This window comes from Actinomycetota bacterium, assembly GCA_018333515.1.
Lineage (GTDB): Bacteria > Actinomycetota > Aquicultoria > Aquicultorales > Aquicultoraceae > Aquicultor.
In genome coordinates this window covers 105,167-112,220 of sequence record JAGXSZ010000001.1, presented here as the reverse complement: position 1 = coordinate 112,220, position 7,054 = coordinate 105,167, and the positions used below count along the sequence as shown (strand labels likewise).

Annotated in this window: 8 protein-coding genes; 7 read left to right on the top strand and 1 reads right to left on the bottom strand. The window is 54.7% G+C overall.

Going from position 1 to position 7,054, the window contains the following annotated elements; translation table 11 throughout:
• The 7 genes from KGZ93_00530 to rlmH all read left to right on the top strand — a co-directional run.
• Nucleotides 1–462, top strand: a 462-nt coding sequence (locus KGZ93_00530; GenBank protein ID MBS3908111.1) for a glutamate--tRNA ligase, incomplete at its 5' end; no start/stop codon positions are given.
• Between the two features lie 127 nt (nt 463–589).
• Nucleotides 590–2,098, top strand: a complete 1,509-nt coding sequence (gene cysS, locus KGZ93_00525) for a cysteine--tRNA ligase (protein MBS3908110.1) — start codon at nt 590–592, stop codon at nt 2,096–2,098.
• An 11-nt stretch (nt 2,099–2,109) separates the two neighbouring features.
• Nucleotides 2,110–2,877: a 23S rRNA (guanosine(2251)-2'-O)-methyltransferase RlmB gene (gene rlmB / locus KGZ93_00520; GenBank protein MBS3908109.1), complete on the top strand. Its 768-nt coding sequence runs from the start codon at nt 2,110–2,112 to the stop codon at nt 2,875–2,877.
• Nucleotides 2,874–3,380 carry an NYN domain-containing protein gene (locus KGZ93_00515; GenBank protein ID MBS3908108.1) on the top strand — a complete coding sequence of 169 codons (507 nt, stop codon included), beginning with the start codon at nt 2,874–2,876 and terminating at the stop codon, nt 3,378–3,380. Before rlmB ends, KGZ93_00515 begins: the two co-directional genes overlap by 4 nt.
• 239 nt (nt 3,381–3,619) lie before the next feature.
• On the top strand, nt 3,620–4,243 hold the full coding sequence (gene sigH / locus KGZ93_00510) for an RNA polymerase sporulation sigma factor SigH (GenBank protein ID MBS3908107.1): 624 nt from the start codon (nt 3,620–3,622) through the stop codon (nt 4,241–4,243).
• 391 nt (nt 4,244–4,634) lie between these two features.
• Nucleotides 4,635–5,888: a trypsin-like peptidase domain-containing protein gene (locus KGZ93_00505; GenBank protein ID MBS3908106.1), complete on the top strand. Its 1,254-nt coding sequence runs from the start codon at nt 4,635–4,637 to the stop codon at nt 5,886–5,888.
• Nucleotides 5,889–5,898: 10 nt separating this feature from the next.
• Entirely contained in the window at nt 5,899–6,366 is a 468-nt protein-coding gene (gene rlmH / locus KGZ93_00500) for a 23S rRNA (pseudouridine(1915)-N(3))-methyltransferase RlmH (protein MBS3908105.1), read from the top strand.
• Between the two features lie 125 nt (nt 6,367–6,491).
• Here rlmH and KGZ93_00495 read toward each other — a convergent pair whose 3' ends face one another.
• Entirely contained in the window at nt 6,492–6,917 is a 426-nt protein-coding gene (locus KGZ93_00495) for a BlaI/MecI/CopY family transcriptional regulator (GenBank protein ID MBS3908104.1), read from the bottom strand.
• Between the last annotated feature and the right edge of the window lie 137 nt (nt 6,918–7,054).

Here is a 7,054-nt window from a genome sequence, read left to right as displayed (position 1 = left end):
CTGCCGTACCTGCGAGAAGCGGGCCTTATCGACGGGGACGAGCCGCTCGAAGACGAATTCGCGCACCTCGTCCAAATTGTCGAGGCGGTCCGCGGCAACCTAACCGTTCTCGCCGAGATACCGGCCTATGCTAAAATATTTCTGAGCGAGTTCGAGATAGAGCCGGAAGCGCGCGAGTGGCTCTCCCGACCCGGCCTGCTGGAAGTCCTCAACGAGCTGCGCGACACCCTTGTCGCGCGCGGCGAACTCGATTTCGATGCCGGCAAAGAGGTCGTCTTAAGCTTGCGCGAGCGTTTTAAGGAGCGCGGCATAACCGGAAAAAACCTGTTCATGCCGGTGCGCGTAGCTCTGACCGGCAGCGCAAAGGGACCGGAGCTGCCTTACATCCTCGATATCTTAAGCAAAGAAGAGGCGCTGGGGCGAATAGATACGGTCGTCGAAGAAGCCGAGAAGGCCCGGTAACAGGCCTAAATGAGAGTAATCGTTGAGCCAAAAATGAGAGGCGTGTTATCGTTTGCCGGTTCGATATTATGCCGTGTTGTGTCAATAATGAACAGAACGAAAATCAATCAGGTGGTGTCGATAGATAATGTCGCTTAAAGTCTTTAACACGATGACCCGGAAGAAAGAAGATTTCGTGCCGCGCGACGCGGGCAAGGTCGGCATGTATATCTGCGGCCCGACGGTGTACAATTTCATCCATGTCGGAAACGCGCGGACGTACCTCTCTTTCGACATTATCTATCGCTATCTTAGATATAAGGGGTATGATGTCACATATGTTCGCAATCTGACCGATGTGGACGACAAGATAATAAATAAGGCGCGTGAGGAGGGGGTCTCCCCCGGGGAATTAGCCGAGCGATTCATCGAGGGCTACTGGGAAGATGTCAAGAGCATGGGTCTGGCCGAGCCGACCTTGGAGCCGAAAGCGACCGAGCATATCGGCGAGATGATAGCGATAATCGAGCGGCTTATAGAAAAAGGCCACGCATACGCGGTCGACGGGGACGTCTACTTCGAGATAGCGAGCGCCGCCGAATACGGGAAATTGTCGCACCGGTCGCTCGATGATATGAGAGCCGGCGAGCGGGTGGAAATCGACCCGAGGAAGCGTCATCCTATGGATTTCGCGCTGTGGAAAGCGGCGAAACCGGGCGAGCCGGCGTGGGATAGTCCCTGGGGACAGGGTCGACCGGGCTGGCACATAGAGTGTACCGCGATGTCCGTGAAGTACCTGGGCGTCAACTTCGACATACACGGCGGCGGGAGGGACCTTATCTTTCCGCACCATGAGAACGAGGTCGCTCAAACCGAGAGCTATACCGGCCAACCATTCGCCAAGTATTGGCTCCACGGCGGCATGGTCAATATCGGCGACGAGAAGATGGCTAAATCGGTCGGCAATATCGTTTTAGTGCGCGAGCTGCTGCAAGGGACGAACGCGAATGTCTTGCGCTTGCTCGCGCTAGGCACGCATTATCGGAGCCCGATAGATTTCAGCCCCGACAAGCTGGTCGAGGCCGAGGCGGCTTACGAGCGGTTTCTCAATGCCAGGCGGCGTATCCGTCAAGCGCTGGAGGCGCCGTCGGTGACCGTGCTAGGCGAGAAGAGAGCGCTGATGGATGGCCTAAGCGCAGGCTTGAAGGGTGCGCGGGAGAAGTTTATCGAGTCGATGGATGATGACTTTAACAGTGCGGCCGCGATAGCGGCCCTCTTCGACTTCGTAAAAGAGGTAAATACCTTTATCGAAGCGTATGGTGAGATGACCTTGGACGCCCGGGAGCTGCTTGAGAAAGCCGACGCGCTTCTGGTAGCCCTATCCGGTGCGGTCGGGCTCGATTTGGGGTTGCCCGAAGCGGGCGACTTGGCGGATAAGCTTCCCGATGATCTCTACCGGCTGGCTTCGGAAGTTTTTGTAAGCGCAGTCGATGGGGCGAGCAAAGCGGAGCTGCTCGACAAGATATTGGAGCGGCGGGTAGATGCGCGCAACGGCAAAGACTGGGCGCTCGCTGATAAGATAAGAGACGGTCTGGCGGCCGCGGGTATCGAGATCGAAGATACGCCGCTCGGCTTTAGATGGAAGTTAAAGGCTTAGGTGGAATTGGTTTGGAGACGGTAGAAGGCAGGCGTACTGTCTATGAACTCTTGCGAAGCGCCGGGCGCGTCGAGAAGATACTCATCGCAAAAGAGTCGAAGTCGACAGATATTTTAGACAAAATAGAAGCCCTGGCGAGAAAGCAGGGCGTTCGCATCGATACGGTCGATAAGGATAGGCTCGACGACATAGCGGGCTCGCGGGTCCATCAGGGCGTAATAGCGTATATCTCGGCCTACGAATACCTACCCTTCTCTGAATTCTGCTCGCGGTTGGATATTACGGCTAAACCGGTCGTCTTACTTCTCGACGGCGTGACCGACCCGCAGAATTTCGGCGCGCTTATAAGAAGCGCCGACGCGACCGGAGCGGCGGGGGTGGTCGTCACCAAGCGACGTTCGGCGCCGGTCACCGCGGCTGTCCACAAGGCCTCGGCGGGGGCAACGGCTTATGTCGATATTACCCAGGTAAGCAACCTTTCCTACGCGATAGATGAATTGAAAGAGATGGGCTTTTGGGTCGTGGGCGCGAGCGAGAAAGCCGGGCGCGCCTATTATGATATCGACTTTAACATGCCGCTCGTGGTGGTTCTCGGCAGTGAGGGCGGCGGCTTGTCGCGTCTCGTCGCGGAGAAATGTGATTTTTTGGCGGCGATTCCGATGAGGGGTGAGATCTCATCGCTCAATGTCAGTGTCGCCGGCGCGGTCTTGCTCTACGAGGCGCTGCGCCAGAGGCGGGTCTCGGGGGAGCCGGAAGCGTCGGGCAAGGTATTTTTATGAAAAAACTTCTTATCGTGGATGGATATAATCTGATATATGCGACCGACCGTTATAACAAGTGGCGCGATAGCGACCTCGAACTCGCCCGCGTCAAGCTTATCGAGGACCTCGCGACGCTCAAAGCGCTCCGCGGCTACGAGGTAGTCCTCGTCTTCGACGCGGCGAAAACGAACGCGCGCGGGCGCGCGAACACACGAATTCTCGGAATCGACGTCTGGTTTACCAGGGCCGGCGAGACCGCCGACTCTATGATCGAGAGGATGGCGGCGCAGCTTACCTTTGAGGGAGATGTGATTGTCGCCACCTCCGACTACAGTCAGCAAAAAGTTATTTTTCGAAACGGCGTGTTGCGAAAGAGCAGTCGGGAGCTGGTCGCCGAATTCGAGTCGACCGCCCGCGATATCGAGGAAAAAACAACTAAACGCGCGCGCTTCCAGCTAGAAGAGCGCATCGACGGCGCTATTCGACGCGCGCTGGAGCAAATCGTAATGGGTGATGACTAGGCACCCTTAAATAGTCCGGCAAGTATCGACGATTACTCGAATGTCTTACCCTGACGTTCTTGACGTAAAGCGGTATGATGTCTATAATAAAAATTCGTTATCGATCATCCGCATCACGAGAGCGACAACAGCCCTGGGCAACCGAGGGCATGCGGGATGAGCCGACTTGCATTTCATCGTAGACAAAAGGAGAGCAGGCAGTGCAAGTACAAACGGAACCATCTCGGCACCATCCGGCGATATTTTTCGAGACACTTTCCGACCCGCAACTTGTCGTTGCGGCGCGCGAAGGCAATGACGCCGCTCTCGAGCATTTGCTCCACAAATATAAAAACTTCGTCAAGATAAAGGCGCGCGCCTATTTTCTTATCGGCGCCGACTGGGACGACCTCGTGCAGGAAGGGATGATCGGTCTCTACAAGGCCATCAGAGATTATCGAGACGATAGACAAGCGTCGTTCCGGGCCTTTGCCGAATTGTGCATAACCCGGCAGATAATCACCGCCATAAAGACGGCGACGCGCCAGAAACATATCCCGCTCAATTCTTATGTCTCGCTCAACCGGCCGGTCTACTTCGAGGATGAATCGGACCGGCTCTTAGCCGACCTGCTCTGCGGCGAAGAAATTACCGACCCTATCGATTTGATCATCAGCGGCGAGGAGATGCAGAGCATGAGGTCTAGTTTTAGCAGGATACTCAGCGAGTTAGAGGCGAAGGTGCTCAAGCTCTACATCGACGGGCGGTCGTATCAGGAGATAGCCGACGACCTAGACCGGCATGTCAAGTCGATCGACAACGCGCTCCAGCGCATTAAGCGCAAGATCGAGTCGCACCTCAGAAGCCGTCTCGCGGAGAGTTGATTCGTAAACGTTTTGACCGAAGAAAGCCCCGGCAACGATACCGCAAAGCCCTTTTCCGCAAAGCTTGCATGCATGGCAATCGATTAATGATTTCCGCCGCGCTGTTATTAACACGCATCGATTGGGGAAAAGCTATAGAGACATAGACGCGTAAGACAACTACCCAAAGAAGGCTCGCGTAGACTCGAGAACTAAGTCTTTTGTCGTGTGCGGGTTTATTTGGATACTGTCATTATGGGGACGGTTTTACTATAATTGTTTAGTACAGGCTTAAAAGATCATTACCCGACGAGCGCGTGTCGAGTCGCTGTTGACGGTAGCCAAGGGTAATGTGGCCGGTCATTTAGCGCCGTAGACGTGGTCGTCGGTGATTGTCGGAAAGGATGCGGAGATGGAAGAGCGAAGAGATTTCGAGGAAAAAGAGGTCGAGGTACGGGAAGGGCTATCCGAGCCTTTAGAGGTTGGCTCGGCTCCGTCGCAGAGTTCGCCTAAGACCGCGGAGAGTCGATTCCGCGGCGACGGCAAGCGCAATATCTCCGCCTTAATCATCGCGCTGGCGTTTGTCAGTGCCATAGTCGGCGGGGTGGTCGCGACATATCTGGTGCCGTATATGTACGGAAGCTCGCCTGCGGCTGTCTTTGGCGGGGGGTCGGGCATATCCGGCAATGGCGCAACTGAGATTATAGCCGTCGATAAGGGAGCGGTTTCGCCGGTAACGGCGGTCGCGAAGAAACTCCGGCCGTCGATAGTAAATATCAACGTACGTCAATCCATAGAGGAGCCGTTCCATCCCGATGTCGTCAGCGGTGCGGGCTCGGGCGTCATCTATAGGGAAGACGGATACATTTTGACCAATAACCATGTCGTTTCGGGCGCGAAGGATATATTCGTCACTGTCGGCACCGATGAGATAAAAGGGACCCTAGTCGGTGCCGATCGGGAGACGGACCTCGCCGTAATAAAAATAAAGCGGAAAGGACTTCCGGCTGCCGAGTTTGGCTCGACCAAAGACTTGCAGGTAGGAGAGATTGCCGTCGCCATCGGCAGCCCGTTCGGATTCGAGCACACCGTAACGTCCGGCATTATCAGCGCCCTGAACAGGACCGTGAGCATCCCTGATTCGCGCGGGAATGAAGTCACGACATATACCGACCTTATCCAGACCGACGCGCCGATAAACCCCGGAAACAGCGGTGGTGCGCTCAGCGATGCCAAGGGTAGGGTCATCGGCATAAACACGCTCATCATATCGAGCAGCGGCGTGACCGAGGGCGTCGGTTTTGCCATACCTTCGGAGACCGTGCGGAATGTCGCCGACCAACTAATCGAAAAAGGCAAGGCGAGCCACCCGTATATGGGTATCCAGGGGAGCAACATCGATGACGTGCTCGTCGACACCTCTGAACTCGCGGTCTCAAATGGCGCTATCGTCCTCGACGTGCTCAAGGGGACCCCGGCTGAAAAAGCAGGCTTGAAGAAGAACGACGTCATAACCGCGATAGACGGCGAGAAGATCGAGACGATGGACGAGTTGCTCGTCTTAATCAGGCAGAAGAAAGTCGGCGATAAGATAGAGCTGACCTACTACCGGGGTAAAGACAAGAAAACGGTAGAGCTTACCCTCGTCGAGAAACCGAAGCGGTAGCGGGGCGACGGTGCGGATAAAGGTCATCGTTATAGGTAAAATAAAAGAGCGCTATTTAAGGGAGGGCATCGACGACTACAAGACCCGGCTTTCCCGGTTCGCGAAAATCGAAGTCGTCGAGTTGCCCGAAGAGGATATCGGGCAGTTGTCCGAGAGCGAGGTAAAAGAGCGCGAAGCGGCTAAAATTCGCAAGCAGCTCTCCGGTTCGTGGTTTACCGTCGCCTTGGATCGCGGGGGAGAAGAGCTTTCTTCGCCCGGGCTGGCGCATAGGATAGAGATGCTGATGGTCGGGGGCACCAGCAGCATGGCGTTTATTATCGGCGGCCCACTCGGCCTTGCTGAGGAAATCCTCAAAGCGGCGGACATGCGCTTTTCGATCTCCAAACTCACCTATACGCACCAACTCGCACGGGTGTTACTTCTTGAGCAGCTCTACCGGTCGTTCAAGATAATCAGGGGCGAACCGTATCATTATTAAAACTAAAACGCCGTGCTCTTGGATGGAGGCTAAAAATTAAAGACCTGACCCCAAAATTACAAAATTAAAAAGCCGTGCTCTCTCAGAGAGCACGGCTTTTTAATTCTATCGAAAGTCTTGTCGGACTATTTTGCCGCGAGTTCTTTCTTTTTGTCCCGGATAGCCTGCTTGATTCTATCGAGTTCTTTCTCATCGATATCGCCTTTGTCGAGCAGAAACGAGACAACCGGAGCGACCCGGCCGCCCATAACCTTCTCGACGACCTGCGTGATCATCGAATTGGCCATGTCCTCCTGGCTTACATTGGGCGTATACATGTATGCGGTGCCGGAGCGGTCTTGTTTGAGCACGTTCTTATTGGCCAAGCGGCTCATCACGGTCATAATGGTCGTGTATGCTAAGTGCTTGTCGGGATAGAGTTCTTCGAAAACATCCTTGACGGTCGCGCCGCCGAGTTGCCATACGACTCTCATGATGTCGGCTTCAAGTTCCCCCAGGCCGGAACCTACCCCAACCCGGTTCTTTCTGATTCGGACTGTCTTTTTTGTCACGCAATACCTCCTAAATTACAGCTACATTGTTGTGATATTCGTACTGAAGCCCCTGTTTTAATAATGTAGCAGACGAGTAACTGTTCTGTATTATATTGTAGCGCTATTTACATGTCAATAAAGACAACGCTAAGCAC

Coding starts and splice junctions, on each gene's coding strand:
- cysS (MBS3908110.1), top strand. CDS start 590: ATGTCGCTTAAAGTCTTTAACACGATGACCCGGAAGAAAGAAGATTTC.
- KGZ93_00515 (MBS3908108.1), top strand. CDS start 2,874: ATGAAAAAACTTCTTATCGTGGATGGATATAATCTGATATATGCGACC.
- KGZ93_00505 (MBS3908106.1), top strand. CDS start 4,635: ATGGAAGAGCGAAGAGATTTCGAGGAAAAAGAGGTCGAGGTACGGGAA.